This is a genomic window from Paraburkholderia sediminicola (assembly GCF_046027355.1).
In the GTDB taxonomy this organism is placed as follows: Bacteria; Pseudomonadota; Gammaproteobacteria; order Burkholderiales; family Burkholderiaceae; genus Paraburkholderia; species Paraburkholderia sediminicola_B.
The window spans coordinates 48,600-74,854 of record NZ_JAQQEK010000010.1 but is presented as its reverse complement, the minus strand read 5'-3'; the positions used below and the strand labels follow the sequence as shown (position 1 = coordinate 74,854).

Genomic DNA, 26,255 nt, shown 5'->3' with positions numbered 1-26,255 from the left:
ATGCACGTCCCGGCATCGAAAAAAGGCGGACCTCGATCCGCCCATCCCATCCATTCGCTTCTGGAGGAAACACTCATGAGAATCGGCATCCCTGCCGAAAGCCGCGCCGGCGAAACGCGTGTCGCCGGCACGCCGGAAACGGTCAAAAAACTCACCGCGCAGGGGCATACCGTTCTGGTCCAGAGCGCCGCAGGTGAACGCGCTCATTTCCCCGATACGGCCTACGCCCAGGCGGGCGCCACGCTGGTCGGCGCAGCCGAAGCATTCGCGGCCGACGTCGTGCTCAAGGTGCAGGCGCCGACAGAAACCGAGCTCCGGAAAATGAAGCGCGACGCGATTCTCGTCGGCATGCTCAATCCGTTCGACGCCGATCAGGTCGCGCAAATTCGCGCCGCGGGCGTGGCCGCTTTCGCACTCGAATCGATTCCGCGTACGACGCGGGCTCAAAGCATGGATGTGCTCTCGTCGCAAGCCAATATCGCCGGCTATAAGGCCGTGTTGCTGGCGGCCAGTTTGTACCAACGCTTCGTCCCCATGCTGATGACCGCCGCGGGCACCGTCAAAGCCGCGCGCGTACTCATCCTCGGAGCGGGTGTCGCGGGATTGCAGGCGATTGCCACCGCCAAGCGTCTTGGCGCCGTGATCGAGGCCTCGGACGTGCGTCCCGCCGTCAAGGAACAGATCGAATCGCTGGGCGCCAAGTTTCTCGATGTGCCATGCGAAACCGACGCAGAGCGCGAAGCCGCCCAAGGCGTAGGCGGCTACGCGCGGCCCATGCCGCCCTCGTGGATCGCACGCCAGGGCGCGCTGGTGCATGAGCGGGCCAGGCAGGCCGACATCATCATCACGACCGCGCTGATTCCGGGGCGCACCGCGCCCACCCTGCTCAACGAAGACACGGTTCGCACGATGAAGCCAGGCTCGGTGATCATCGACCTCGCGGCTGGCAAAGGAGAAAGCGTCGGCGACCGGCGTGGCGGCAATTGTCCGTTGACCGAAGCCGATGCCGTGGTGCTGCGGCACGGCGTGCAGATCGCCGGCTATACGAATCTGCCGGCCATGGTCGCCACGGACGCATCCGCGCTATACGCTCGCAACGTGCTCGATTTTCTGAAGCTGATCATCGACGCCGGCGGCAATCTGAAGATCGACACCAGCGACGACATCGTGGCGGCCACCTTGCTGGGTCAGGACGCCTCGATCCCGCAAACCGCCTAAGGACACTGCGATGGAACTCATCACCCACACCACGACCAATCTCATCATCTTCGTGCTGGCGATCTATGTCGGCTACCACGTCGTCTGGAACGTGACGCCCGCCCTGCATACGCCGCTGATGGCCGTCACCAACGCGATATCCGCGATCGTCATCGTCGGCGCCATGCTGGCCGCGGGGTTGACCGTGGGCAGCGCGGGCAAGGCGTTCGGTGCAATCGCCGTGGCGCTGGCGGCGGTCAATGTGTTCGGCGGATTTCTCGTGACGCGCCGCATGCTCGAAATGTTCAGGAAAAAAGAAGCGAAAAAGCCTGCCGCAAACGCCGTTAACGGAGTCGCGCAATGAGTATGAACGTCGTTACGCTGTTGTATCTCGTCGCCTCCGTGTGTTTCATTCAGGCGCTCAAAGGACTGTCGAATCCGAAAAGCGCGCGGCTCGGCAACGCCTTCGGCATGGCCGGCATGACGATCGCCATTCTGACGACGCTCGCGCTGATCGCGAAACAGGCGTCTTCGCTCGGATCGGATCTGGTGCTCGGGTTGGCGGTGCTCGTGGTCGCGCTGATCGTCGGTGGCGCGATCGGCACGGTGGTTGCCGCGCGGGTCGAAATGACCAAAATGCCCGAACTGATTGCAGCCATGCACTCGCTGATCGGGCTGGCCGCAGTCTGCATTGCGTATGCAGTGGTGTCCGAGCCGTCCGCTTTCGGATTGGCCGCGCTCGGCGGTGAACTGCCATATGGCAATCGCGTCGAGTTGTTCATCGGCACATTTATCGGCGCGATCACATTCTCGGGGTCGGTGATCGCATTCGGCAAGCTGTCGGGCAAATACAAGTTCCGGTTGTTCCAGGGCGCGCCCGTCGTGTATCCCGGACAGCATGCGCTCAACCTCGCGCTCGCGATCGCCATGGTCGGCTTTGGCATTGCGTTCTTTATCACGCAGTCGTGGCTGCCCTTCATCGTCATGACCGCGGCTGCTTTCGCGCTCGGCGTGCTGATCATCATCCCGATCGGCGGCGCCGACATGCCGGTGGTCGTCTCGATGCTCAACTCCTATTCGGGCTGGGCTGCCGCGGGCATCGGTTTCTCGCTGAACAATCCGATGCTGATCATTGCCGGCTCGCTGGTCGGCTCGTCCGGTGCGATTCTGTCGTACATCATGTGCCGGGCGATGAACCGTTCATTCTTCAGCGTGCTGCTCGGCGGCTTCGGCGCGGAAGCCGCGGCTGACAGCGGCGCGAAGCGGGAGCAACGGCCGGTCAAATCCGGTTCCGCCGACGATGCCGCGTTTCTGCTCGGCAATGCCGAATCGGTCGTGATCGTGCCGGGCTACGGCCTCGCCGTCGCGCGCGCGCAGCATGCGTTGAAGGAGTTAACCGACAAGCTCACCGGCAAAGGCATCGACGTGCGCTATGCGATCCATCCGGTGGCGGGCCGTATGCCCGGTCATATGAACGTGCTGCTCGCCGAGGCCGAAGTGCCGTACGACCAGGTCTTCGAAATGGAAGACATCAACGCGGAGTTCGGCCAGACCGACGTCGTGCTCGTTCTCGGCGCCAACGATGTGGTCAATCCCGCGGCGAAGACCGACCCGGCGTCGCCGATCGCCGGCATGCCGATTCTGGAGGCCTACAAGGCACGCACCGTGATCGTCAACAAACGCTCGATGGCCTCCGGCTACGCCGGCCTCGACAATGACCTCTTCTATATGGACAAAACGATGATGGTGTTTTCCGACGCCAAGAAGGTCATCGAAAACATGACCAAGGCGCTCGAGTGAGCATGAGCATCCATAAGCGGCAGGTATCGGCCCAGACAACTTTGCTCTTTGTCGGTCGCGCCTTTAAACGCTAACGTATAGCGTGCTGATCCCGCATTCACCGTTATAGGCACTTACCATGCATGCACTCGTCATTCACGCACCGCTCGATCTGCGCATCGAGGAGGTGCCCACGCCGGAACCCGAAGCCAACCAGTTGCTGGTACGGGTTCGAGCCGGCGGCATCTGCGGCTCCGATCTTCACTACTTCAATCACGGCGGTTTCGGCACGGTTCGCATCAAGGAACCGATGGTGCTCGGCCACGAAGTATCCGGCGCCGTCTCGCGTGTGGGCCCCGGCGTGACGGACATGCCGGCCGGCACACGGATCTCCATCAGTCCGAGCCGGCCTTGCGGTCTGTGCCAATACTGTCAGCAAGGGCTGCAGAACCACTGTCTGGATATGCGCTACTACGGCAGCGCGATGCGCACGCCGCACGTGCAAGGCGCATTCCAGCAGGAAATCGTGATCGACCGTTCTCAGGCTCACGTGGTCGCGGACTCGCTGAGCGATGCGGAAGCCGCGATGGCCGAGCCGCTGTCCGTCGCGCTGCATGCCGTGCGGCGCGCGGGTTCGCTGCTCGGCAAGCGCGTGCTCGTGACGGGTTGCGGGCCGATCGGCGCGTTGATCGTGGCCGCCGCGCGCAGGGCCGGCGCGGCGACGATCGTGGTGACCGATGTCAACACACTGCCGCTCGAGAGCGCGCTAAAGGTCGGCGCGGACCTCGCGATCAACATCGCCGAAACGCCGGACGCGCTCAAGCCGTTCGCCGTCGACAAGGGCAGCTTCGACGTTCTGTTTGAAGCGAGCGGCAATGCGGCGGCATTGCGCGGCGGCTTCGACGTGCTCAAGCCGCGCGGCGTGATCGTCCAGGTGGGACTCGGCGGAGATATCGCCCTGCCGATCAACGTGATCGTCGCCAAGGAATTCGATCTGCGCGGCGCGTTTCGTTTCCACGAAGAGTTCGCCGTGGCCGTCGAATTGCTGAACAAGGGTTTGATCGACGTGAAACCCCTGATTTCGGGCATTTTCCCGTATCAGGATTCGGTCAAGGCATTCCAGACCGCCGGCGATCGCTCCAAAGCGATGAAGGTGCTGGTGACTTTCGATTGATAGCACACGAAAGCGGTGATTGCGCAGCCATGCGTGATCGCCGCTTCGCGCCACTTGGGCCGGTCACGTCATCTTTTGCTACCGGCACGCGCGAAGCGCAATCGTCGTTGTCCTCAATCGGACCGGCAGGCGAACCTTACGGACCATGACAAAGCCGACGTCGGAAAAAACAGACGTCGGCCCTTGCGCTACTCTCCAGGCATTGCTCAGTTATTGCATCGCGCTTCGAGCGCATCGATGAACGCGCGGTTCCAGCGGCCTTCCTTCATCGCCCGCATGGTTTCGGCTTCCGCTTCCAGAACGGCTAGCGCTTGCTCGATGACGTGTGCGGCATCGTCCTGCGGAATGGCCAGCAAGCCATCCTGATCGCCGACGACGATATCGCCCGGATTCACCACCATGCCGCCGACCGACACCGGCACGTTGATCTCGCCCGGACCGTCCTTATACGGACCGCGGTGCGTGACGCCACGCGCGTAGACCGGAAAATCCCGCTCGCGGATTTCCGCGACATCGCGGATTGCGCCATCCACCACCAGACCGACAACACCCACGTGGGCCGCATAGAACGACAGAATCCCGCCGACCACGGCGTTGTTGAGATCGCCGCCCGCGTCCACGACCAGCACGTCGCCGGGACGGCAAAATTCCAGCGCCCGCAGGTAAGTGAGGTTGTCGCCGCCTCGTGAGCGCACGGTAACCGCGGTGCCCGCCATGGTCTGCTTGCTGGGCCGTTGATACGGATGGAGTCCCACACTGCCGATGTTGCGATGCATGTTGTCGCTGAGCGCAGAGACGGGGATGGCGCGCAATGCGGTAAGAATCGTGTCGGCGGCTTGAGCCGCCGACGGGTTTTTCCTGATGGCTTTGTACATGATCGATCTTGGCTTCCGGGTGGCTGAGACACGGATACAACGGTATATCGCCCCTGCGAATCACGCCAAGACGGGTTCGTTCTTGCACGATAGGAAACGCTTATGAAGCACGGTCGTGCCCGCGCAGGCGGCCGGAGAACAAGGTTTTCCCTAACCTACCTGTTCCGGGTGGTTACCCACCCTCCCGTACCCTTTACCGTGGCGCTACAAAGTCCGCATGACCGGTCGGGACAGCGAAGCCCGCCAGCAGAAGGACGACAGGAGACAACCTATGACCGCTTCCCCTGATTTCCAGGCAAAGTCCGCATGGACGATGACCTTCCTGCTGACGGGGCTCGCCCTCATCAATTTCCTGGACAAGATCGTGCTCGGTCTGGTGGCCGTGCCGTTGACGGCTGAACTGCATCTTTCGCCGGAAAAATTCGGACTTGTCGCCGGCAGCTTCTTCTGGCTCTTTTCCATTTCGACGGTCCTCGTGGGGTTTCTTTCAAACCGCTTCCCGACCCGCTGGCTACTGCTGGCGATGGGTCTGAGCTGGGCGGTGCTCCAGTTGCCGCAAGCCATGGCGACGAGCGCGTTGGGGCTTCTCATCTGCCGCGTGATCCTGGGCGCCGCCGAGGGCCCGGCGTTTCCAGTCTCCGTGCATGCGTTGTACAAGTGGTTCCCCGACCGGAAACGCAATCTGCCTGTCGCCTGCATCAATCAGGGTGCGGCCTTCGGCATGCTGCTGGCCGGCCTGCTGATTCCGCTCGTCACGAGACAGTGGGGATGGCGGATGAACTTTCTGCTGCTCGGCGCGATAGGCGCAACGTGGAGCGTGCTGTGGGCGTGCTTTGGGCGCGAGGGCGGACTGGGCAAACAGCAAGCCGCCCCGATCCTGCGAGCTCAGGCGTACCGGCTGCCCTATCGGCGGATCCTCACGGACCGTTCGGTCCTCTCCGTGTTCGCACTCGGATTCACTGCCTACTGGACATTGGGCCTGAGCCTGACCTGGATACCCACCTACCTTGAAAAGGGGCTCGGATTCAACGGCGTCGAAGCCGGACGTTGCTTCGCCGTTGTGGTCGCGACCGCGACACCCGTCAACGTGGGCCTGAGCTGGTTATCCCAGCGCATGCTCGGACGCGACGTGTCCACACGCAAGGCGCGTGTTCATCTGATCTGTCTGTCGGCGGCTGCCGGGGCTCTGCTGTATGTCGCTCTCATGGTGCTTCGTTTGCCGCCGTTGCAGAAAGTGGCGCTACTCGCGATCGCGGGCGCGCTGCCGACTTTGAGCTTCACGCTCGCTCCAGCGCTGCTCGCTGAAATGGTCCCGGACAGCCAGCGCGGATCGCTCGTCGCGATCCACACGGCACTGGCCAGTCTTGGCGCCGCATTCGCGCCGGCCGTGATGGGACGGATCGTGCAGGTCTACGGCGGTGGTAATAGCCATGCCTATGAACTCGGCTTCACTGTCAGCGCCGTACTGTTGATCGCAGCCGCCCTCGCCGCGCTGCGCTGGCTTCATCCAGATCGATCGCACAAAACACTCCATCACTTTGCTGCGCAGGCCGCGGCTTGATGCCCCTCTGCCAAGCCAGCGCTGATGGCGGCAACGGCCGCTGTGCGTGCGCAAACCTCTTTCACTCAATAAAGGCACCATGATCAGACCTGATAACAACGCTCGCGGCACCATGATCGCAGCGGAGTACGACTATATCGTCGTAGGCGCAGGCTCGGCAGGCTGCGCGGTGGCCGCCAGACTGGCGGAGGACCGATCGGTCACGGTGGCTCTGCTCGAGTCCGGGCCGCATGATCATCACATGAGCGTGTGGGTGCCGATAGGTCTTGCATCGACCGTGCAAAAGGCCGGGGCGCGCAACTATGCGTACCACACGGAGAGCCAGGCCGGCCTTGACGGACGCCCCTCCTATCAGCCGCGCGGACGCGGACTGGGAGGCAGTTCGTCGATCAACGGCATGGTCTACATTCGCGGCCATCGCAACGACTACGACGAATGGGCGGCCCTGGGTTGTACGGGCTGGGGCTACGACGATGTTCTGCCCTATTTCCGCCGCAGCGAATGCAATCAACGCCACGCCGGGCGCACCGACGATCCATGGCATGGAGGGGACGGCCCGTTGCACGTCAGCGACTTGCGCACGCCCAACCCGTTCTCCCATCGTTTCGTGAACGCCGCCCAGCAAGCCGGCTTGCCGCTGAACACGGACTTCAACGGCGCGGAGCAGGAAGGCGCCGGCCTTTATCAGGTCACGCAATTCAATGGCGAACGCTGGAATGCCGCGCGTGCCTACCTGCACAACGGCAACGCGAAAGACTCGGATCTGAACGGCGGCCGGCCGAACCTCGACGTACTCACGGATACGCAGGTATTGCGTCTTGTCATCGAGGACAAACGTGCGCGCGGCGTCAGCGTCGTGCGCGAAGGCATCGAGCAAACGTTGCGGGCCCGGCGCGAAGTCATCCTCAGCTGCGGCGCTTTCAATTCGCCGCAACTGCTGATGGCATCGGGTATCGGCCCGGCGGAGCATCTGCGTAGCCACGGTATCGAGGTCGTCCAGGATCTGCGCGGCGTCGGCGAGAATCTGCAGGACCACCTCGACGTGATCGTCAACAAACAGGTCAAGTCCAACGACCTCTACGGCTATTCGACGGGCGGCTTTCTGCGGCTGGCATCCGGAATGTGGCGCTACCGGCGCGATCGCAGCGGCATGGTCAGCTCCAACTTCGCGGAGGCGGGCGCCTTTGTGAAGAGCCGCCCTGAACTGGCCATTCCAGACGTGCAGCTAGCGTTCGTCCTCGCTCTGCTCGGCAATCGCAACGTGGCGAAACGCAGCAGGCTCGGGCATGGCTACTCCTGTCACGCCTACATCCTGCGTCCGCAGAGTCGCGGTCACGTGCGTCTGCGTAGCGCGGACATGCGTGACGCACCGTCGATCGACCCACGCTTTCTGTCAGCGGAGGCCGACATGGACGCTCTGGTCGCCGGTGTCAGGATCGTCCGCCGTATCTTTGCGCAACCAGCGCTGGCTGAAGCGGGTGGAAAGGAACTGCTGACAGACGATTTCGGACCGGACGATTCGAACGAAGAGGCGATCCGTGCGTTCGTGCGCAGTCACGCCGACAGCGTCTATCACCCGGTCGGCACATGCAAGATGGGCGTCGACGCGATGGCCGTGGTCGATCCGAGCCTGCGTGTGCGTGGGATCGAAGGTCTGCGCGTGGCCGACGCGTCGATCATGCCGACGCTAATTGGCGGCAACACGAACGCGCCCGCCATCATGATCGGTGAGAAAGCCGCCGATCTGATCCGTGCCGACAACCGGTAGATCGTCGCTCCGCGCGCTGAGCCGGCCAGCAGAAAGCGACGCGCGAAAGAAGAATCCGGCATACGCAAACCGCGTCCGCCTGTGAAACCGCCCCAACCGCAGCGAGCCTCACGTTCCGCGGCATATGCGGGCCCAAACAATGGAGACATGACATGCAAGCAACAGAGATCGCGCCCGCTTCGACAGTGCCGCACCCGGATTCCGGCGCCTGGCCATTCGCCGTCGAACGCTACACGCCGACAATCGGCGCGGAAATTCGCGGCGTCGACCTGCGCGATCCACTCGATGACCAAACTTACGCCGCGTTGCGCCGCGCACTGTTGAAGTTCAAGGTTCTGTTCTTTCGTGACCAGGACATCACGCCGGCCCAGCACGTCGCCGTCGCAAAGCAGTTCGGCGAACTGGAAATTCATCCTGCGTTTCCCCACCATCCCGAGCATCCGGAACTGGTGATACTCGGCCGCAACGATACCAAACGCGGTCGAGAGAACCTGTACCACTCCGACGTATCGTGGCGCGAGATCCCGTCGATGGGCTCCATGTTGCGATGCTTGCAATGCCCCGAGGTCGGCGGCGACACCATGTGGATCAACATGGTGGCAGCCTACGAGAATCTGCCCGACGACGTGAAGGCGCGAATTGCCGGCGTCAAGGCGGTCCACGACTTCCTCCCGCTATTCGGCATTGCGGTTCCCGAAGACCAGCACGCGGCGATGCGCGCGAAGTTTCCGCCCGTCGAGCATCCGGTGGTGCGAGTCCACCCGGAAACCGGCGAGAAGATTCTCTACGTCAACGAAGCCTTCACGACTCATCTGTCGAATTACGGCCGGTTGACCGCTAAGGAATATCGCGTCGGCTTCGACTACAAACTCGCCGAAATGGATCTGCTGCAGTACCTGTTGCGTCAGGCCCAGGCGCCCGAATACCAGGTCCGCCTCAAGTGGCGCCCGAACACGATCGCCTTCTGGGATAACCGCTCGTGCCAACACTATGCGGTGCAGGACTACTTCCCCGCCCCGCGTCACATGATGCGGGCGACGGTGATCGGCGATCGTCCGGTCGCGGCCTGAATTGGACGCGGCCTGAAGAACCTGAGGAAACGAAATGAAAACGCTGAACACCTTCTATATCGATGGCCAATGGGTCGAGCCGTCTGCCGGCAACACGCAAACGGACATCGTCAATCCGGCCACCGAGACGCTGACCGGACGGCTGACGATGGGGACGGCGCAAGACGCGGATCGTGCCGTCGCCGCGGCGCGGGCCGCCTTTCCGGCCTGGTCGGAATCGAGCCGCGCCACGCGGATCGCGCTGCTCGAGCGGATCATCGAATGCTACCGCGCACGGCTCGACGACATCGCAGAAGCGGTCCGCATCGAGATCGGCGCGCCCATCACGCTGTGCAAGCATCTGCAGGCCGCAATCGGCCTCGCGCAGCTTCAGGCCGCATTGGAGACGCTACGCGATTTCGAGTTCGAGACTCATCACGACAAAAGCTACGTGCGCCGCGAAGCGGTCGGCGTCGCGGCATTGATCACGCCGTGGAACTGGCCGTTGAACCAGATCGCCGCCAAAGTCGCGCCGGCCCTGGCAGCAGGCTGCACCGTCGTGCTGAAGCCTTCCGAGATCGCGCCGCTGGACGCTGTCATCTTCGCGGAAATCATGCACGAAGCGGGCACCCCGCCGGGCGTCTTCAACTTGATCTTCGGTGAGGGACGTGTCGTCGGCACGCGATTGTCGTCGCATCCTGATGTGGACATGGTGTCGATCACCGGTTCGACACGTGCCGGCGTCGAAGTGGCCATGAGTGCCGCGCCCACGGTCAAGCGCGTCGCGCAGGAACTCGGCGGCAAGTCACCACTGTTGATTCTCGACGACGCCGATCTGCAAGCAGCGGTGACGAGCGGTGTCGCCCAGTGCATGGTCAATTCCGGACAGACCTGTGTCGCACCGACCCGCATGCTGGTGCCGCGCGAACGATACGACGACGCCGTTGCGATTGCCGCGGCGGTCGCCAATGGGATCGTCGTCGGCGATCCGGCGGACCCGGCCACCAGGATGGGCCCGATCTCGAACCGCGCGCAATACGAGAAGGTGCAGCACATGATCCGAGCCGGTATCGAGGAGGGCGCCCGCGTCATTGCCGGCGGTCCCGGCAGGCCGGAAGGACTCGCGCAAGGGTTCTACGCGCGTCCGACTGTCTTCGCGGATGTCCGCAACGACATGACGATTGCGCGCGAGGAAATCTTCGGACCGGTGCTGGTGATGATCCCGTACGACGGCGAGGAACACGCCATTGCGATCGCCAACGACACGGAATACGGCCTGGCCGGCTATATCGCCAGCAGCGACACCGGACGCGCGCGCCGCGTGGCCGCGCGCCTGCGTGTGGGATCAGTGCGCATCAACGGCGCGATGCTGGATATTACGGTTCCCTTCGGCGGCTATAAGACGTCCGGTAACGGACGTGAGTACGGAAGCGAAGGGTTGGCTGAGTTTCTTGAGTGCAAGTCGGTAACGGGCTGAGGCCCAGTGCCCTTGTACAAATCAAAGGGCCTGCTCACAACCCATGAGCAGGCCCTGGCATCATTACCAGAACGCTAGAAATACGCTTTACAACGTGGACAACGTCAGCGCGTTCGTCACCGAGGTGACACCCTCGACGCCTTCGGCCGCCTGAGTCGCCAGACCGACCTGCGACTCTTCCGGCACGGTTCCTTCCAGTATCACCGCACCGTTATGCACCCGCACGGTAATCGTGGCGGCCCTGAGGCCTTTCGTTCTGCTCAGCGCGCGAATCACGTTCTTCTGGAGCGCGCGGTCGGCGGCCTTGACCACTTTCGCGTCCGATGCATACGGCCGGGCGGGCACAGGCGCCGCATCGCTGCTCTGCGCGTACACGTCGAGTGACGCCAGAACGAGCAGCGCCCCACCTACCAGCGTGAATACCTTGTTTTGATTCATCGATGTTTTCCTGTTGTTATATCGAACCCGTTGAAAACAGACATGACAGCGCTCACGGGCGACGTCGCCACACGACGTCTTCCCGAAAACGCGCACCGCCGTCAGAAACGATGTGTCATGCCGAGCACGGCAAGAGCCTGCTTCGAACCGGCTGCGACGCCCGTCACGCCAGGCCAGCTCATGTTTGCGCTGCCGTTGTTCTTCAGGTAACCGGCCCGCATGTAAAGACTCGTCCGCTTCGACAGACTGTGGTCGACGCCGACCTCGATCCCTAGCGTGTTGTCGTGAACCCCACGCACATTCCGTTCAATGCCGGCGATTTCGATCACGTCCGCCGCCGTGGCCTGGATCGTCGCCCCCAGTTCCATAATGCTGAACGAGTGAACCAGCGAAGAAAGCGGCAACTTGACTGCGGGCGTGACGGTGACGAGCGCGCCGGCGGGCGCATCCTTCGGCCGGTTATACGAGTAGTTGAACTGGAAGTTCACGATGCCCAGCCGGTAGGCCAACGCCCCCGCGAAGTGCTCTGTTCCCATCAGGTCGAATGTGGTGAGCAGCGTCGGGGCAGCGGGCACCAGCGGCGCACTCTCCTGTGATCCATGCTGATATTGGTAACCGACGCCGGCATAAAAACCATAGCCCGAATAGTTCGCCGCCAGGTCGACCATCGCGCCGGACCGAACCTGCACGGGTTGCGTCACCGTGGAAGGCATCGCGTACATCGCGTAGACGTGCACGCCTCTCATGTCGGGCGACATATAGACGATCGAATTGCTGGTTCGGCCGGACACGTACTGCGTCGCTAGCGTGGACCGGTCGGTTGCGCCGGCGAGGTCGGCCGCTGCCAGCGGCGACATGACTTCGTTGCCACGGAACGGGTCCGTGAAGTAGACAGCCCAGAAACTCGGTTGATACTGACGGCCGAAGGTCAGCGAGCCATAGGTATCGTGTTTCAGTCCTACCCACGATTGCCGGTAGAACATCGCCGTATTGTCGGCAAAAAAGGCGCCGTTGTTGATGTTGAAGCCGGTTTCCACGTCGAACACCGCCTTCAGCCCGTTACCGAGGTCTTCGGTTCCCTTCAGGCCGAACAGGGAACCGGTTGAACCGCCACTTCGTTCGGAAAACGAATGATTTCCGCCATTGTCCAGATACTGAACAAACGCGTCTGCTACCCCGTACAGCGTCACGCTCGACTGGGCCGCCGCTCCCCCGGCGGCAAGAATCAATGTAGCCCCGCAAATACCCTGACTCATAAAACGCATGCATGTCTCCTCTTTGTGTTTGCCGTGTCCGATGGACACGGGTCGAGCAAACTCACGCAGATCCCCGCCGGACGACGGCCGGCAATACCAGGCCGATCTTTGCCAGCCCATATTGCAGGCACCTCCGGACAGATGACCTACCCAAACAGAGGGGGGACGGGAATACCCCGAGCGATGAAGCGGGCGGCGATCCGCATCGAGACCGCCCCCCCGATGCAGGGGGCGGCCGGCGTTCGCCGTTCAAATAGGCTCGATAATATTGAGATTGTTTCCGCAAGCGAGATATCTATGTCTGCCATCCCATCGAATCCTTCAGCGCGGCGGCTCGTGCATACGCGCCGTGTCGAATGCATGGGCTTCGTACGAAGCGACGGCCTGTTCGACATCGAAGGCCGCATGCGCGATACGAAGGCCGACGACACCGATCTGCTCTTCAAGTCCGTGCCCGCCGGTTCGCCGATTCACGAAATGCGCATCATCGTCACGATCGATTCGAAGCTCGTGATCCATCGCATCGAGGCCCATACCGACTCCGCGCCGAGCCGCTTTTGCACGGAAATCAACGACGCGTATCGCCGCCTCGAGGGCTTGAGTATCGGCGCGGGATTCATGAGGGAAGTCAAGAGCCGGCTGAGCGGTCCAAATGGCTGTACACATCTGACCGAACTGCTCGGTCCGATCGCCACGACGGCCATCCAGACACTGATGGGTTGGCGCAAGACCACGCCCGTCCAGAACGAATCCGACGACGGGGAAAAAACTGTTCAGGCGCATCCGATGATCGACACCTGCCACGCATGGCGCGCGGACGGCGACGTCGTGCAATTCGTATCGCGGCGCAAACACGAATTGCCGCGACGCGACGCGCACACTGCCAACACAAGCCGCCCGCCAGGCCAGGGATGATTCGGGAAGACACTCCCCTGCCGGTCGTGAAAACGCTATCTGCGCTGCGCTACAATGTGCCGATTATCATTTCGTCCTTTGGCCCACGCCGGCGAGGCGCGAAGCCGAAGCGCGCAAGGCGCAGGTCAAGATGCCGCAGAATTTCCCTCCCGTGGACCCACGCCGCTCACAAGGCGGCGCCGCGGAATCCCGAACTGATCCCCGCTTGATTCCGCCCCGCAGCACCGCTCGCATCGTCGCGCGCGAACGCCTTCTGGCGCAGTTACTCGACGCACGGCGCAATCGTTGCGTCGTACTCCAGGGTCCCGCCGGCTGCGGCAAGACAAGCCTGTTAATCGCGTGGCGCGAGGCCTTGCTTCCGCTCGGCTTCGATATCGCATGGCTGACACTCGCACCTGAGGACAACGAACTCGCGCACTTTCTCGACTACCTCGTCGCCAGCCTCGCCCACGTCGATCCGGCGATGTGCCGCGAAGCGGCCCTGTTAGACGGCCGCGGCATGGACGACGAAACGGTCGAACGCACGATCATCGCCCTCGTGCACGGCATCGCGGCCCATTCGAACGACGTCGTACTCGTGCTGGACGACTTGCATCACGTTACCAATGCGCGCAATCACGAAGCATTGCAATGGCTGCTCGACTACGCGCCGGCGAATCTCCATCTCGTGCTCGTCTCGCGTGGCACGGTGCCGCTTTCACTGGGCCGCCCGCGCGATCAGGGCCTCGTGCTGGAACTGGACATGCGCGACCTGCGCTTCACGGCCGCCGAATCCGAAGCATTCCTGAAGGGGCAAGTGGGCGAGATTGGCCAGCGCAACGCGCGGCACATGCACGAACTCACCGACGGCTGGGTGGCGGGACTGCAGCTCTTCGCGATGCGTCTCAAGCGAAAGAAGCAAAGTGTTTCGGACCTCGCGTCGGCCGACCCGCCCGCTCACGCCCAGCTTCTGGACGCCCGCGGGTTCGCGGAGTACTTCGAACGCGAAGTATTGTCTCGCCTCGCGCCTTCCGAAGTGGAACTGCTGGTCCGGATGGCGAGCTGCACGCGGGTATGCGCACCGCTGTGCATCGCATTGATCGGCGACGAACAGTCGCCCGCCGAAGTGCGTGCGCTGCTGACGAGACTGGAGAGCGACAACCTGTTCCTCGCACCCATCGAAAGTTCGGGTCGCGAGTCGTGGTATCGGCTGAATCCGCTCTTTCGCGAGACACTGCTCGAGCGTTTTCGTGCACGCAGCGAACCGCATCAACGGAACGTGCATCTGGCCGCATGGACCTGGTTCCGCGATCACGAGCAGCCCGACGACGCCGTGCGGCATGCGTTACTCGCGGGCGAGCCGGCAGCGGCGGCCGACCTCGTGCTGCGCGTCGCGCGAACGATGCAGATCAACGGCGACCTGCGCAAGCTGGTCGGGCTGATACGTCTTCTGCCGCTTGCCGAAGTGCAAGCCCGTATCGGACTGCGCCTATGGATGGTGCATCTGCAACTGTATGCGCGTGAATTCGATGCCTGCGCCACCGCCATCGCGCGCCTGCACGCTGATATCCCCGAAAGCGATGCGCATTCCCGCTATCGGCTCACCCTCTTACAGGCGGCGCTCGCGGTCCAGCGCGACGACTCCGACGAGGCGGTATCGGTGTTGCCGCACTTGCTGCCCATTCCGGCCGACGCCGACAGCCTCGCCGTCGGCGGCCGCAACAACCTGCTGTCGTGGATTTACATGCGCCTCGGCGAGTACGAAGAAGCCCGCCGCGTTCAGAGCGAGGCGCCGCAACTCCTCGTGGACGGCGCACCGCTCATGGGTACCTCGGCCGGCATGCTGAACGGCCGCTGCATCGCGGGTTTCAGCTATGCGCTGGAAGGCCGGTTCATCCAGGTCGAGCGGATCAGCCGAGACGTTCTATTCGAGGCCGATCGGCGCGGCAGCGCCGCCGCCGAAGCGGCGTGTTTTGCGGCAGCCCTGCTCGGCGAAGTGCTGTACGAATTCAACGAACTGGACGCGGCTCGCAAGCTTCTCGAGGATCGCATCGACGTGCTCGAACGCGTGTCCATTCCGGACTCCGTATTGCGTGTACTGACCGTGCTGTCTGCGGTCCATTGGGTAGCGGGACATCGTCTCGATGCGTTCGCCTATCTCGAGCGCCTCGAAGAATACGCGACGCAATACGGTTTGCATCGGCTCATCGCGCATAGCATGGCGGAGCAGATTCGTCGCCATCTGCTGAGCGCTCAGTTCGATGCAGCGGAAGCCGGCCTCGCCCGCATCGACATGATCGCGGCGCGGGCCGTGGACACCTCGGTGGCCACCCCGGCGGGGGCAGGCGCGGAAATCCACGCCATGGCGGAGAGCTCGCACATCAATTGCTGTATTGCCCACGAAGATTTCGAAAGTGCCGCGGCCCGCCTTCAGGCGCTGATTCCATTCTGCGAGGCCCGCGGCTGGCAACGTCATGTTGCGCATTTCCAGATGCAGGCGGCCGTCGTCGACGCGCGGCGCGGCCGGTCCGATGCGGCGCGCGACGCCGTGCTCGCCGCGTTACGCCGGGGTCACCGGCTGGGTCTCGTGCGCAGCCTGCTCGACGCCGATCCCGGCGCGCTGGATCTCATTACCGCAGTGGTACAAGGCGAGGCACACGATCCGGTTTTGTCCTTCTATGTGAACCGGCTGCAGGCTGCGCGGAAGGCCACCTTGAGCCGCGGCGGAGAAGCGGCCGCCAAACCCGGCACCCGAAGCGCGCCGCCCACTGGCGCCGAGACACTGAGCGAGCGCGAAGCGCGGGTTGTCGGCCTGCTTGCGCAGGCGTTGCCGAACAAGAAAATTGCCCGCACGCTCGGCATCTCGCCTGAGACCGTGAAGTGGCATCTGAAGAACATCTACGGCAAGCTCGGCGTGACCAGCCGCGATGAAGCGGTAGCACGCGTACGCGACCTCGAACTGGGCTCGCCACCCGTTGCCGGTGAAGAGGCCGGCTGACGCGCCCAGGTCTTCACGTACTCCGCCGGGCGTCCCCCTCGCGTTCTGCTCCATCCCTCCTGGCCACCCACCTTGGGTGGTTCGCTCCCGGCCACGAGCCCCTATCCTATAACTCAAGGGGTCGCGCGCAACCGTTCACGGCAGGCGCGCCTCACAAAACAAACGCAGGTGCGCACCTTGGCGCGCACTGAAGCTCAGGAGACAAGCGTAATGACTACGCTCATGGCTAATGACTACACGGCAGCCCCTTACCGTCCCGTACGCTTTCCCGAACGGCGTCCGCTCGTCGCGCGCCGCTCCGACGGCACGTTGATGCTCAGTTCGGCCAGTCCGCCCCCCGACATTACGCAAACCAGCTTCGCTGATTTCATCCCCGAATGGGCCGAGCGCCGCGGCGCCAGTCCGGCATTCCGTGAACGCGATGCAAGCGGCGCGTGGCGCTCGATCAGTTGGCGCGAACTGTGGCGTCAGGTGCAAACAGTCGCCGCCGGATTGCTGGACATGGGCCTCGGACAGCAGCGCCCGCTCGTCCTGCTGTCGGGCAATTCGATCGAACAGGCGGTGCTGCTGCTGGCAGCCGAATACGTCGGCATTCCCGCCGCACCGGTGTCGCCCGCCTATTCGACGCTGAGCAAGAACTTCGCGCGGCTGAAAGGCGTGCTCGAACTGGTGCCGCCGGCGGCCGTGTTCGTGCAGGACGCGACGCCGTTCGAACGCGCGCTCGCGATCGCTGAACTGACCGCAACGCCGGTCATCGCTGTATGCAATCACCAACGCTCACAATGCGCATGGGCCGACCTGCTTGCCTGTGAGCTGACGCCGGCGCGCGCTGCCGCAGTGGCCGCCGCGCACGCGGCCATCCGCCACGACGACACCGTGCGCATCCTCTTCACATCGGGCTCGACTGGCACCCCGAAAGGCGTGCCGCTCGCCTACAGTAACTTCAGGGCGGTCGCCGCTTACTACGCCGACAATCTCGGCTGGCTGCAAGAATCGCAGCCGGTGTTTCTCGACTGGCTGCCCTGGCACCACGGCCTCGGCGGCGTCCTGAACATCGGCCGCTCGATACAATTCGGCGCGACTCACTATATCGACGACGGCCGGCCACTGCCTGGCCTGATCGAGCGCACCGTGCGTAATCTCCGTGAAGTCTCGCCGACCATCTTCACCAGCGTGCCCTCAGCATGGGCCGTGCTGGCGGGCGAACTCGAGCGCGACCCCGTGCTCGCCCAGAGCCTGTTCGCCAACGTGCAGTATTTCGGCTACGGCGGAGCAAGTCTGCCGACGGACGTATGGCATCGCATTCAGCGCGTAGCCGTCGACACGATCGGCAAGCGCATCGTGTTCTCGACGGGCCTTGCCTGCACCGAGACGAGTGGAATGGGCACTTACTGCGGCTGGCCCGCGACCGATCTCGGCAACATCGGCGGACCGGTGCCGGGCTCGGAGGTCAAGCTCCTGCCGCTCGAAGGCGGCGATGGCCGCTACGAAATCCGCATGCGCGGCGCAAATGTGTTTGCCGGCTACATCGGCAATCCCACACTGACCGCCGCCGCTTTCGACGACGAAGGTTACTTCCGGCTGGGCGACGCCGTGCGCCTCGCGAATCCCGACGATCCGGGCCAAGGCCTGCTGTTCGCCGGCCGGGTGGTCGAGGACTTCAAGTTGACGAGCGGCACCTGGGTGCGAACCGGCGCGGTGCGGCTCGGCTTGCTCGACCTGTGCGCCCCGCTGATCTCCGACGCCGTGATCTGCGGCCACGACCGCGACTTTCTCGCCGCGCTCGCGTGGCCGAATGTGGCCGCCTGCCGGCGTCTCGCCCCCGAGCTCGCCGAGCTCGACGCGGCGGCGCTGGTCGAGCATCCGGTCGTGGTCACCGCGCTGCGCGAACGGCTTGCCGGTCACCAGGGCGGCGGCGCCAGCCGGACCATCGAGCGCCTGATGCTGATGGCCGAACCGCCTTCGATCGACGCCAACGAGATCGCCGAAAAAGGTTACGTCAACCAGGCCGTGACCCGCGCGCGCCGCGCGCATCTAGTCGAGCAGCTTTACCACTCCGAACCTGCCGCGCATATCGCCTGCGCGGGATAACTCCACTCACGGACTCACGCCGCGTCCATTTTCAGGAATTTAGTTATGCAAATTACACGCACCGTTTTTCGTGACGATCATGAAATGCTGCGCACCACGGTGCGTCGCTTCCTGGAGCGGGAGTGCACGCCCAAGCAGGCCGAGTGGGACAAGGCCGGCCGTGTCGACCGCGAGACATGGTTGAAGGCGGGCCGCGAAGGTCTGCTGTGTCTCACGTTGGCCACGGAATATGGTGGCGGCGGCGGCGACTTCGGCCACGCGGCGGTCCTCAACGAGGAAGTGAATCGCGCCGGCTTGAGCGGTCTTGGCTTCGGCGTGCACTCCGACATCATCGCCCCGTACATTGCCCGCATCGGCAATGAAGAGCAGAAACAGAAATGGCTGCCCAAGACATGCACCGGCGAATCCATCCTCGCGATCGGCATGACGGAGCCGGGCACCGGCAGCGACCTGAAGGCAATCCGGACCACGGCCCTGCGCGACGGCGACGAGTACGTCATCAACGGCAGCAAGACCTTCATCAGCAACGGCCTGAACGCCGACCTCATCATTCTCGTTTGCAAGACCGATCCGAGTGCGGGCTCCAAGGGCGTGAGCCTGATCGTCGTCGAGGCGACGCGTGAGGGATTCCGCCGTGGCCGCAAGCTCGACAAAGTCGGAATGCACTCGCAGGACACCGCCGAGCTGTTCTTCGACAACGTGCGCGTGCCCGTGAGCAATCGCCTCGGTGAAGAGGGCAAGGGCTTCGCCTATCTGATGGGCGAACTGCCGCAGGAACGGCTCTCGATCGCCGTCGGCGCTGCTGCCAAACTGGAGGCCTGCCTCGAGCACACGATCAACTACGTCAAGGACCGCAGGGCGTTCAATCAGACCGTGTGGGACTTTCAGAACACCAAGTTCAAGCTGGCCGACATCAAGGCGCAAGCAACCGCCGTGCGTGTCCTCGTCGATCACTACCTCGCCGAACACGTGCGCCGGCGTCTCACGCTGGAAGAAGCTGCGATCGCCAAACTTTTCGCCACCGAATCGCTCGGCAAGGCGCTCGACGACATGGTGCAGCTGCACGGCGGCTACGGCTACATGCTGGAGTACCCGGTGGCCCGGGCGTTCGCCGACGCGCGCGTCACTCGTATCTATGGCGGCACGAGCGAGGTCATGCGTGACCTCATCTCCCGCAAGTTGTAATCCGAACATCCCATACCAAGGAGCAGTGATATGACTCGTCAAGTCTTCGTAGCCGGCGTCGGCATGATTCCGTTCAAGAAGCCGGGCACCAGCGATCCCTACGACGTGATGGGCGCGGGCGCCGTGCGCGAGGCGCTGGCCGATGCCGGCATCGATTACGCGGACGTTCAGCAAGCCTACGCCGGCTATGTGTACGGCGATTCGACCTGTGGTCAGAAGGCGCTTTATCACGTGGGCATGACCGGCATTCCTGTCATCAACGTGAACAACAACTGCGCGACGGGTTCGTCCGCGCTGTTCCTCGCGCGGCAGGCCGTGCAAAGCGGTGCGGTCGACTGTGCGCTCGCGGTGGGCTTCGAATTCATGCAGCCGGGCGCGCTGTCGTCGAAGTGGAGTGACCGTGCGCCGGCGCTCGAACGTGCGATCAATCTGGTCGACGAACTGGTGGACCGCACCGATCTGCCGAATGCGATTCGCCAGTTCAGCGGCGCCGGCCGCGCCCACATGGAGAAGTACGGCACCAAGCTCGCCACGTTCGCGAAGATTCGCGCGAAGGCGAGCCAGCATGCCGCGCGCAATCCGCTGGCGGTGTTCCGCACCGTCGTGACGCCGGAAGAAGTGCTCGCCTCGCCGATGATCTGGGAGGGCGTGCTGACGCGTCTGATGGCCTGCCCGCCGACTTGCGGCGCGGCGGCGGCTATCGTGGTGTCGGAGGAATTCGCCCGCAAGCGCGGCTTGCGCACCGACGTGCTGATCGCCGGCCAGTCCCTGACCACCGACCAGCCGAGCACCTACGACACGCGCGACATGATCCGCGTGGTCGGCTTCGACATGACGCGCGCCGGCGCTGCACTCGCCTATGAGCAGGCTGGCGTCGGTCCGGAAGACATCGACGTGATCGAACTGCACGACTGCTTCGCGCAGAACGAACTGCTGACCTACGAAGGGCTCGGTTTGTGCGGTGAAGGCGAAGCGGAAAAGCTCGTCAACGACGGTGACAACACCTATGGCGGAAAGTGGGTGGTCAACCCGTCGGGCGGCCTGCTGTCGAAGGGACATCCTTTGGGCGCCACCGGTCTCGCGCAGTGCTATGAGCTGACGCATCAATTGCGCGGCACGGCCGAGCAGCGCCAGGTCGAAGGCGCGAAGGTCGCGCTGGCACACAACCTGGGGCTCGGCGGCGCGTGCGTCACGACCGTATACAAGGCCGCTTGATGCACCGACTTATGTGCAGCTTCCGACGGAGTGTCCGACATGATCGATAAAAAACACATCGGCAAAGTCATTCCCGCGTTTCGCACGGTGGCCGAAGCGGGCCGGTTGCGCTTTTTCGCCCAGACAATCGGCGAAACCAATCCGGTCTACTTCGACGAATCCGCCGCGCGCGACGCGGGCCACCCTAACCTGCCGCTGCCGCCGACCTTCCTGTTTTCATTGGAGCTGGAACAGCCGGACAAAAGCTGGCGCGACGAGATCGGCATCCAGGTCGCCCGCATCCTGCACGGCGAGCAGTCGTTCACCTATCACCGGATGGCCTACGCCGGTGACGTGCTGCTGTTCGAATGCCACATCGCCGACATCTACGACAAGAAAGGTGGCGCACTCGATTTCGTGGTGCGCGAAACGCGCGTGACGAACCAGAAAGGCGAGCACGTGGCCGATCTGCGCAGCGTGCTGGTTCATCGCAATGGCTGAGGAGGAATACGAATGAGCACATTGAGCTTTGACGCCGTCAAGGTCGGCGACACGCTGCCGCCGCTGACGCTCGCGCCCATCGATCGCACCACGCTGGCGCTGTTTGCCGGCGCCTCGGGCGATCACAACGCGGTCCACATCGACCTCGACTTCGCGCGCCGCGCCCGCATGCCCGACGTATTCGCGCACGGCATGCTGTCGATGGCCTACCTCGGCCGTCTCTTGAGCGGCTGGGTCGACCAGCGGCAACTGCGTCAATTCGGCGTGCGCTTTGTCGGCATCACGCATCTCGGCCACCGGATCACGTGCAGTGGCCGCGTAGTCGAGAAGTTCGAGGCCGACGGCGAACGCCGCGTGAAAGTGGAAATTCAAACGGCGAATCAATACGGCGAACCGCGCGTGCTCGGCGACGCCGTGATCGCCCTGTCATGAGCATCAAACAAGGAGACGGAAACATGGGAAAGCTTGACGGCAAAGTGGCGCTCGTCACCGGATCGGGTCGCGGCATCGGCCGCGCGATCGCCGAGAAACTGGCGAGCGAAGGCGCACGCCTCGTCATCAACGACCTCGACGCCGACCCGGCGCACGAAACGGTCGAAGTCTTGAAGAAGATGGGCGCGGACGCCGTGGCCTGCGTCGGCAACGTGGGCGCGCCGGACTTCGCCGACCGTTTCATCAATACGGCGATGAGCACGTACAAGGGCATCGACATCATCGTCAACAATGCCGGTTACACGTGGGACGACGTGATCCAGAAGATGACCGACGAGCAGTGGTACGCGATCATCGATTGCCATATGACCGCGCCGTTTCGCATCCTGCGGGCCGCCTATCCGCACGTGAAGGCGCTCCACGCCGCCGACAAGGAAGCCGGCCGCGACGTGTATCGCAAGATCGTCAACATCTCGTCGACGTCCGCGCTCAATGGCAACGCGGGGCAAATGAATTACTCGTCGGCCAAGGCCGGCGTGATCGGCATGACCCGCGCGCTGAGCCGCGAATGGGGGCGCTTCAACGTCAACGTGAATTGCGTGGCGTTCGGTCTGATCCACACACGCATGACGACGGCCGACGCTCACGCGGGTGCGACTGTGAAGATCGAAGGACGCGATATTCGGGTGGGCCTCAATCCCGAGATGCTCAAGACGCACGCGCAGCGCAATCCGCTCGGACGCGGCGGCACGCCGGAAGAAGCGGCAGGCGGCGTGTACCTGTTCTGCTCGCCCGAGTCGAACTACATTACCGGGCAGACCATCGCAGTGGCCGGCAATCTGCAGTAATCCAAGGAGTCCCGGCGGTGAACCGGGACGCCACCTTCGCCGGCCTGCGTCGAAACGCACGCCGGCGTTTTTTCGGCTAGCGTGGCGAAGTTCAAGGTGAGCTTCGCGATGACGGGACGAACCCGTATTCGCTGGTGTCGTAGCAAATGCGAAGGGGTATCGCTACGTGATACATGCGATACCCCTTTTTTTACTGCGTTGAAACACCTCAGATGGCACTAACCAGCTGCGGCACCGCATCGAACAGATCGGCCTCAAGCCCATAATCCGCGATACTGAAGATCGGCGCCTCCGGATCCTTGTTGATCGCGACGATCACCTTCGAATCTTTCATGCCGGCCAGATGCTGAATCGCGCCCGAGATGCCACACGCCACATACAGTTGCGGCGCGACGATCTTGCCTGTCTGACCGACTTGCCAGTCGTTCGGCGCAAAGCCCGCATCGACCGCCGCGCGGCTCGCCCCAAGCGCCGCGCCGAGTTTGTCGGCGAGCGGCATGAGGACATCGGCGAATTTCTCGCTGCTGCCGAGCGCACGGCCGCCGCTCACGACGATCTGCGCGTCGCCGAGTTCCGGCCGGTCGCTTTTCGCCACCACGCGCTCGACGAAGCTGGACAAGCCGCTGTCCGCTACCGCATCGATCGTGTCGATCCGCGCCGCACCGCCTTCGGCCGCCACGGCATCGAATCCCGTCACACGCACGGTGAGCACCTTCACCGGATCGCTGCTTTGCACCGTCACCAAGGCATTGCCCGCGTAGATCGGACGCTGGAACGTGTCCGGGCTCAGCACACGGACGATATCGGAAACCTGCGCGACGTCGAGCAGCGCCGCGACGCGCGGCGCGACGTTCTTGCCTGCACTGGTGGCGGGAAACAGGATATGGCCGTAACCTGCGGCGAGCGCGACAACCTGAGCCGCGACGTTTTCCGCGAGGCCGTCGGCTAGATGTGGCGCGTCCGCATGCAGCACGCGCGTGACGCCTTTGATCGCGGCGGCGGCTCTTGCCGCGCCGGCCGCCTCCTGCCCGGCCACGAGCACATGAACCTCAGCGCCGCATTGCAGCGCCGCCGCTACCGTGTTCAGCGTGGCGGTTCGGATCGAACCGTGGTCGTGTTCAGCCACGACCAGCACTTGATTGGATGCACTCATATCGATTCCCTCAGATGACTTTGGCTTCGTTCTTGAGCTTCGCGACCAGCGCCGCGACGTCGGGCACCTTTATGCCCGCGCCGCGTCCGGCCGGCTCAGTCGTGCTGAGCGCCTTCAGACGCGGCGCGATATCCACGCCGAGTTGTTCCGGCGTGACGACATCCAGCGGCTTTTTCTTCGCCTTCATGATGTTGGGCAACGTCGCGTAGCGCGGCTCATTCAGGCGCAGGTCGCTCGTGACTACCGCCGGCAGCGTCAGCCGAAGCGTCTCCAGGCCGCCGTCGATTTCACGTGTGACGGTCGCGCAATTGTCAGCCAGCTCGATCCGGCTCGCGAATGTGGCCTGCGCAAAACTCGCGAGTGCCGCCAGCATCTGCCCGGTCTGGTTGCAGTCGTTATCGATGGCCTGCTTGCCGAGAATCACCAGTTGCGGTTGCTCCTTGTCGACCAGCGCCTTCAACAGTTTGGCAACGGCGAGCGGCTGTAACTCCGCATCGGTCTCGACCAGAATGCCGCGATCCGCGCCGATCGCCATTGCCGTGCGCAAGGTTTCCTGGCAAGCCTGGGTGCCGCACGATACCGCGATCACTTCGCTCACCACGCCCTTTTCCCGCAGGCGCACCGCTTCTTCGACGGCGATTTCATCGAACGGATTGATGCTCATCTTGACATTCGCCAGCTCGACGCCGGAGCCATCCGACTTGACTCGAACCTTGACGTTGAAATCCACCACGCGTTTCACCGCGACCAATACTTTCATTTGTTTGTCTCCGCCTCAGCTTGATAACCCAACCCATGTTCACGCATACGTTCTACGGCGGCTTCATCGAACCCCCAGTCGCGCAAGGCAGCGAGCCCATGCTCGCCGCGCTGCGGCGCCGGCTTCGCGATTGCCGACGGCGTCGCGGAAAAACGCGGCGCGGGCGCCGGCTGGACCACGCCCGCCACCTCGACAAAACTGCCGCGGGCGCGATGCTGTGGATGCGCAGGCGCTTCCGAGAAACTCAGCACCGGCGCGACACATGCATCGCTGCCTTCGAACACCGCACACCACTCGTCGCGCGAACGCGTGAGAAATGCCGCCGCGAATCGCTCGCGCAGCACGGGCCAGCCGCTGCGGTCATGCTGGGCCGGCAGCCCCGCATCCGCGAGGCCGAGCTTCGACAGCAATTCCGCATAGAAGCGCGACTCGACCGCGCCGACCGCCATGTACCCACCATCCCGTGTGCGATAGCTGTCGTACCAAGGCGTTCCGCCATCCAGCAGATTGCTGGCGCGCTCTTCCCGCCAGTTACCCGACGCAAGCAGCCCCCAGATCACCGAGCCCAATTGCGCCGCGCCTTCGATCATCGCGGCGTCGATCACCTGGCCTTCCCCGCCACGCTGGACGTTGAACAACGCCGCCACCACGCCCAACGCGAGCAGCATGCCGCCGCCGCCGTAGTCGCCCACGAGGTTTAGCGGCGGCACGGGCGGCCCGTCGGCGCGGCCGATGCCCGACAGCACGCCGGACAGCGCGATGTAGTTGAGATCGTGGCCTGCCCGCTCCGCGAGTGGCCCTGTTTGTCCCCAGCCCGTCATGCGGCCATACACGAGGCGTGGATTGCGAGCCAACGCGGCTTGCGGCCCAAGCCCAAGACGCTCCATCGTGCCGGGGCGAAAACCTTCGATCACGACATCGGCGCGCGACATCAGATCCAATGCGGCCGCGACCGCCTGCGGCTGCTTCAGATCGAGCGTGACCGAGCGACGCCCACGGCCCGTGACGTCCGCACGCTTGCCGTTCGTCTTCGGTCCCAGATCCTGAGGTGGAAGCGGCCGGTCGATACGCAATACGTCCGCGCCCATGTCGGCGAGCAACATGGCGCCAAACGGACCCGGACCGATGGCCTCGAATTCCAGCACGCGAATACCGCTCAAAACACCCATTGTTCCTCCACTCTCCGTTTTGCATGACGGCGCGCCTGGCACACCGCTGTTCGTCGGCATGAATTCTTCAATCGCCATTGCCTGAGTCGAAGTAAGCCAGAATGCGCGGCAAACCGGACCACCCCGCGCGGGTGGCGCCGCTGGTGAGCTAATGGCTAGTTAATGGCGCGCGGTGCGCCGGGCTTGCACACGACGACCGTGTGCACGGCCTCGCCCCACGTGTCGTGTGTCCAGCTTCATCGTGGTTCGAAGGCGAGTTGGCCGAAACGCTCGGACACGCTTCAGTCATGCTATAAGAATGCGCGAACTCGATGCCGGGCAAGCATTCGATCACTCGGCCCAGTTGCTCCGCCCTACCGAGCGGCGCTTAACGCCCGACCCGGTCACTACGATAACGACGGTTTTTCCCGACTCCACAAGCCGAATGCAAACCATTGACGCCGGGTAGCCCTACGA

22 protein-coding genes are annotated in these 26,255 nt (G+C 63.6%); 16 read left to right on the top strand and 6 right to left on the bottom strand.

Features of this window, described 5'->3' with window-relative positions; all coding sequences use genetic code 11:
• Positions 1-75 precede the first annotated feature (75 nt).
• From PQR42_RS18670 to PQR42_RS18655, 4 genes are all read left to right on the top strand, one after another.
• The gene (locus PQR42_RS18670) at positions 76-1,218 is read left to right on the top strand and encodes a Re/Si-specific NAD(P)(+) transhydrogenase subunit alpha (protein WP_408387130.1); all 1,143 of its coding nucleotides are present in this window, start codon (positions 76-78) and stop codon (positions 1,216-1,218) included.
• A gap of 10 nt (positions 1,219-1,228) precedes the next feature.
• Positions 1,229-1,561 (top strand): NAD(P) transhydrogenase subunit alpha part 2, encoded by a 333-nt coding sequence (locus tag PQR42_RS18665; protein ID WP_408387131.1) that lies wholly within the window; start codon positions 1,229-1,231, stop codon positions 1,559-1,561.
• Positions 1,558-2,997: an NAD(P)(+) transhydrogenase (Re/Si-specific) subunit beta gene (locus PQR42_RS18660; RefSeq protein ID WP_408208417.1), complete on the top strand. Its 1,440-nt coding sequence runs from the start codon at positions 1,558-1,560 to the stop codon at positions 2,995-2,997. Before PQR42_RS18665 ends, PQR42_RS18660 begins: the two co-directional genes overlap by 4 nt.
• Before the next feature lie 118 nt (positions 2,998-3,115).
• Complete coding sequence (locus PQR42_RS18655) at positions 3,116-4,150, top strand: L-idonate 5-dehydrogenase (RefSeq protein WP_408387132.1); 1,035 nt, start codon at positions 3,116-3,118, stop codon at positions 4,148-4,150.
• Between the two features lie 206 nt (positions 4,151-4,356).
• Here PQR42_RS18655 and PQR42_RS18650 read toward each other — a convergent pair whose 3' ends face one another.
• A complete protein-coding gene (locus PQR42_RS18650) occupies positions 4,357-5,025 on the bottom strand; it encodes an RraA family protein (RefSeq protein WP_408387133.1) in 669 nt (222 codons plus the stop codon).
• Positions 5,026-5,296: 271 nt separating this feature from the next.
• On the opposite strand from PQR42_RS18650, the gene PQR42_RS18645 reads away from it, so the two are divergent.
• The 4 genes from PQR42_RS18645 to PQR42_RS18630 all read left to right on the top strand — a co-directional run bounded on the left by PQR42_RS18645 (position 5,297) and on the right by PQR42_RS18630 (position 10,880).
• Complete coding sequence (locus tag PQR42_RS18645; protein WP_408387134.1) at positions 5,297-6,586, top strand: MFS transporter; 1,290 nt, start codon at positions 5,297-5,299, stop codon at positions 6,584-6,586.
• 79 nt (positions 6,587-6,665) lie between these two features.
• Positions 6,666-8,354 (top strand): GMC family oxidoreductase, encoded by a 1,689-nt coding sequence (locus PQR42_RS18640; RefSeq protein ID WP_408387135.1) that lies wholly within the window; start codon positions 6,666-6,668, stop codon positions 8,352-8,354.
• Positions 8,355-8,506: 152 nt separating this feature from the next.
• Positions 8,507-9,424 (top strand): TauD/TfdA dioxygenase family protein, encoded by a 918-nt coding sequence (locus PQR42_RS18635; RefSeq protein WP_408493695.1) that lies wholly within the window; start codon positions 8,507-8,509, stop codon positions 9,422-9,424.
• Between the two features lie 34 nt (positions 9,425-9,458).
• Positions 9,459-10,880: an aldehyde dehydrogenase family protein gene (locus PQR42_RS18630; protein ID WP_408387136.1), complete on the top strand. Its 1,422-nt coding sequence runs from the start codon at positions 9,459-9,461 to the stop codon at positions 10,878-10,880.
• Positions 10,881-10,967: 87 nt separating this feature from the next.
• Here the strand turns inward: PQR42_RS18630 and PQR42_RS18625 are convergent, their stop codons facing one another.
• Together PQR42_RS18625 and PQR42_RS18620 are read right to left on the bottom strand one after the other, a co-directional pair.
• Positions 10,968-11,318: a BON domain-containing protein gene (locus PQR42_RS18625; protein WP_408208396.1), complete on the bottom strand. Its 351-nt coding sequence runs from the start codon at positions 11,316-11,318 to the stop codon at positions 10,968-10,970.
• Between the two features lie 101 nt (positions 11,319-11,419).
• Positions 11,420-12,583 carry a porin gene (locus tag PQR42_RS18620; protein WP_408387137.1) on the bottom strand — a complete coding sequence of 388 codons (1,164 nt, stop codon included), beginning with the start codon at positions 12,581-12,583 and terminating at the stop codon, positions 11,420-11,422.
• Between the two features lie 288 nt (positions 12,584-12,871).
• On the opposite strand from PQR42_RS18620, the gene PQR42_RS18615 reads away from it, so the two are divergent.
• The 8 genes from PQR42_RS18615 (at position 12,872) to PQR42_RS18580 (ending at position 22,717) form a co-directional block, all read left to right on the top strand.
• Complete coding sequence (locus PQR42_RS18615; RefSeq protein WP_408208391.1) at positions 12,872-13,489, top strand: DUF2889 domain-containing protein; 618 nt, start codon at positions 12,872-12,874, stop codon at positions 13,487-13,489.
• A 130-nt stretch (positions 13,490-13,619) separates the two neighbouring features.
• Positions 13,620-16,466 (top strand): winged helix-turn-helix domain-containing protein, encoded by a 2,847-nt coding sequence (locus PQR42_RS18610; protein WP_408493694.1) that lies wholly within the window; start codon positions 13,620-13,622, stop codon positions 16,464-16,466.
• Between the two features lie 210 nt (positions 16,467-16,676).
• A complete protein-coding gene (locus PQR42_RS18605; protein WP_408387138.1) occupies positions 16,677-18,557 on the top strand; it encodes a feruloyl-CoA synthase in 1,881 nt (626 codons plus the stop codon).
• 45 nt (positions 18,558-18,602) lie between these two features.
• Positions 18,603-19,742 (top strand): acyl-CoA dehydrogenase family protein, encoded by a 1,140-nt coding sequence (locus PQR42_RS18600; RefSeq protein WP_408208382.1) that lies wholly within the window; start codon positions 18,603-18,605, stop codon positions 19,740-19,742.
• A gap of 30 nt (positions 19,743-19,772) precedes the next feature.
• Positions 19,773-20,957 (top strand): lipid-transfer protein, encoded by a 1,185-nt coding sequence (locus PQR42_RS18595; protein WP_408208379.1) that lies wholly within the window; start codon positions 19,773-19,775, stop codon positions 20,955-20,957.
• A gap of 39 nt (positions 20,958-20,996) precedes the next feature.
• Complete coding sequence (locus PQR42_RS18590) at positions 20,997-21,437, top strand: MaoC family dehydratase N-terminal domain-containing protein (RefSeq protein ID WP_408208376.1); 441 nt, start codon at positions 20,997-20,999, stop codon at positions 21,435-21,437.
• A 12-nt stretch (positions 21,438-21,449) separates the two neighbouring features.
• Positions 21,450-21,869, top strand: coding sequence for a MaoC family dehydratase (locus tag PQR42_RS18585; RefSeq protein ID WP_408387139.1), 420 nt, complete (start codon positions 21,450-21,452; stop codon positions 21,867-21,869).
• Between the two features lie 23 nt (positions 21,870-21,892).
• Positions 21,893-22,717, top strand: coding sequence for an SDR family NAD(P)-dependent oxidoreductase (locus PQR42_RS18580; RefSeq protein ID WP_408387140.1), 825 nt, complete (start codon positions 21,893-21,895; stop codon positions 22,715-22,717).
• A 208-nt stretch (positions 22,718-22,925) separates the two neighbouring features.
• On the opposite strand, the gene PQR42_RS18575 is transcribed toward PQR42_RS18580, so the two are convergent.
• From PQR42_RS18575 to PQR42_RS18565, 3 genes are read right to left on the bottom strand one after another with little or no spacing between them, the layout of a single operon-like run.
• Positions 22,926-23,870, bottom strand: a complete 945-nt coding sequence (locus PQR42_RS18575) for an electron transfer flavoprotein subunit alpha/FixB family protein (protein ID WP_408387141.1) — start codon at positions 23,868-23,870, stop codon at positions 22,926-22,928.
• Between the two features lie 10 nt (positions 23,871-23,880).
• Positions 23,881-24,630, bottom strand: coding sequence for an electron transfer flavoprotein subunit beta/FixA family protein (locus PQR42_RS18570; RefSeq protein ID WP_408387142.1), 750 nt, complete (start codon positions 24,628-24,630; stop codon positions 23,881-23,883).
• Positions 24,627-25,799, bottom strand: coding sequence for a CaiB/BaiF CoA transferase family protein (locus PQR42_RS18565; RefSeq protein ID WP_408208362.1), 1,173 nt, complete (start codon positions 25,797-25,799; stop codon positions 24,627-24,629). Before PQR42_RS18565 ends, PQR42_RS18570 begins: the two co-directional genes overlap by 4 nt.
• Positions 25,800-26,255 lie beyond the last annotated feature (456 nt).

Excerpts from the sequence above, each read along its gene's own strand:
- PQR42_RS18670 (WP_408387130.1), top strand. The coding sequence starts at position 76 with ATGAGAATCGGCATCCCTGCCGAAAGCCGCGCCGGCGAAACGCGTGTC.
- PQR42_RS18635 (WP_408493695.1), top strand. The coding sequence starts at position 8,507 with ATGCAAGCAACAGAGATCGCGCCCGCTTCGACAGTGCCGCACCCGGAT.
- PQR42_RS18585 (WP_408387139.1), top strand. The coding sequence starts at position 21,450 with ATGAGCACATTGAGCTTTGACGCCGTCAAGGTCGGCGACACGCTGCCG.
- PQR42_RS18575 (WP_408387141.1), bottom strand. The coding sequence starts at position 23,870 with ATGAGTGCATCCAATCAAGTGCTGGTCGTGGCTGAACACGACCACGGT.
- PQR42_RS18650 (WP_408387133.1), bottom strand. The coding sequence starts at position 5,025 with ATGTACAAAGCCATCAGGAAAAACCCGTCGGCGGCTCAAGCCGCCGAC.
- PQR42_RS18580 (WP_408387140.1), top strand. The coding sequence starts at position 21,893 with ATGGGAAAGCTTGACGGCAAAGTGGCGCTCGTCACCGGATCGGGTCGC.
- PQR42_RS18600 (WP_408208382.1), top strand. The coding sequence starts at position 18,603 with ATGCAAATTACACGCACCGTTTTTCGTGACGATCATGAAATGCTGCGC.
- PQR42_RS18615 (WP_408208391.1), top strand. The coding sequence starts at position 12,872 with ATGTCTGCCATCCCATCGAATCCTTCAGCGCGGCGGCTCGTGCATACG.
- PQR42_RS18620 (WP_408387137.1), bottom strand. The coding sequence starts at position 12,583 with ATGCGTTTTATGAGTCAGGGTATTTGCGGGGCTACATTGATTCTTGCC.
- PQR42_RS18660 (WP_408208417.1), top strand. The coding sequence starts at position 1,558 with ATGAGTATGAACGTCGTTACGCTGTTGTATCTCGTCGCCTCCGTGTGT.
- PQR42_RS18655 (WP_408387132.1), top strand. The coding sequence starts at position 3,116 with ATGCATGCACTCGTCATTCACGCACCGCTCGATCTGCGCATCGAGGAG.
- PQR42_RS18645 (WP_408387134.1), top strand. The coding sequence starts at position 5,297 with ATGACCGCTTCCCCTGATTTCCAGGCAAAGTCCGCATGGACGATGACC.
- PQR42_RS18565 (WP_408208362.1), bottom strand. The coding sequence starts at position 25,799 with ATGGGTGTTTTGAGCGGTATTCGCGTGCTGGAATTCGAGGCCATCGGT.
- PQR42_RS18595 (WP_408208379.1), top strand. The coding sequence starts at position 19,773 with ATGACTCGTCAAGTCTTCGTAGCCGGCGTCGGCATGATTCCGTTCAAG.
- PQR42_RS18630 (WP_408387136.1), top strand. The coding sequence starts at position 9,459 with ATGAAAACGCTGAACACCTTCTATATCGATGGCCAATGGGTCGAGCCG.
- PQR42_RS18665 (WP_408387131.1), top strand. The coding sequence starts at position 1,229 with ATGGAACTCATCACCCACACCACGACCAATCTCATCATCTTCGTGCTG.
- PQR42_RS18610 (WP_408493694.1), top strand. The coding sequence starts at position 13,620 with ATGCCGCAGAATTTCCCTCCCGTGGACCCACGCCGCTCACAAGGCGGC.
- PQR42_RS18605 (WP_408387138.1), top strand. The coding sequence starts at position 16,677 with ATGACTACGCTCATGGCTAATGACTACACGGCAGCCCCTTACCGTCCC.
- PQR42_RS18570 (WP_408387142.1), bottom strand. The coding sequence starts at position 24,630 with ATGAAAGTATTGGTCGCGGTGAAACGCGTGGTGGATTTCAACGTCAAG.
- PQR42_RS18640 (WP_408387135.1), top strand. The coding sequence starts at position 6,666 with ATGATCAGACCTGATAACAACGCTCGCGGCACCATGATCGCAGCGGAG.
- PQR42_RS18590 (WP_408208376.1), top strand. The coding sequence starts at position 20,997 with ATGATCGATAAAAAACACATCGGCAAAGTCATTCCCGCGTTTCGCACG.
- PQR42_RS18625 (WP_408208396.1), bottom strand. The coding sequence starts at position 11,318 with ATGAATCAAAACAAGGTATTCACGCTGGTAGGTGGGGCGCTGCTCGTT.